This is a genomic window from Corallococcus interemptor, assembly GCF_003668875.1.
GTDB lineage: Bacteria > Myxococcota > Myxococcia > Myxococcales > Myxococcaceae > Corallococcus > Corallococcus interemptor.
In genome coordinates this window covers 1-388 of record NZ_RAWM01000445.1, presented here as the reverse complement: position 1 = coordinate 388, position 388 = coordinate 1, and the positions used below count along the sequence as shown (strand labels likewise).

Below are 388 nucleotides of genomic sequence, written 5' to 3'. Positions count from 1 at the left end.
GCTGATGGCGCGCGCGCGCCGGCTGAAGCGCCAGAAGGGTCTCGATCTCCTGGTGATCGACTACATCCAGCTGCTCTCGGGTTCGAGCAAACGCGCCAGCGACAGCCGCGTGCAGGAAATCACGGAGATCACGACCAGCCTTAAGGCGCTCGCCAAGGAGCTCAACGTTCCCGTGATCGCGCTGTCCCAGCTATCGCGCCAAGTCGAGTCCCGCGAAGACAAACGGCCGCAGCTCTCAGACTTGCGTGAATCCGGATCAATCGAGCAGGACGCCGACGTTGTGCTGTTCGTTTACCGCGAGGAATATTACCTCGCCATGAAGGAACCCCGCCCAGGCACGCCTGAACACGAGAAGTGGCAGCTCGACATGAGTCTTGCGCACGGACAG

At 61.6% G+C, this 388-nt stretch carries 1 protein-coding gene; it reads left to right on the top strand.

Features of this window, described 5'->3' with window-relative positions; translation table 11 throughout:
• A partial coding sequence (locus tag D7X96_RS39425) for a DnaB-like helicase C-terminal domain-containing protein (protein WP_279637435.1) occupies positions 1 to 388 on the top strand: 388 nt, incomplete at both ends.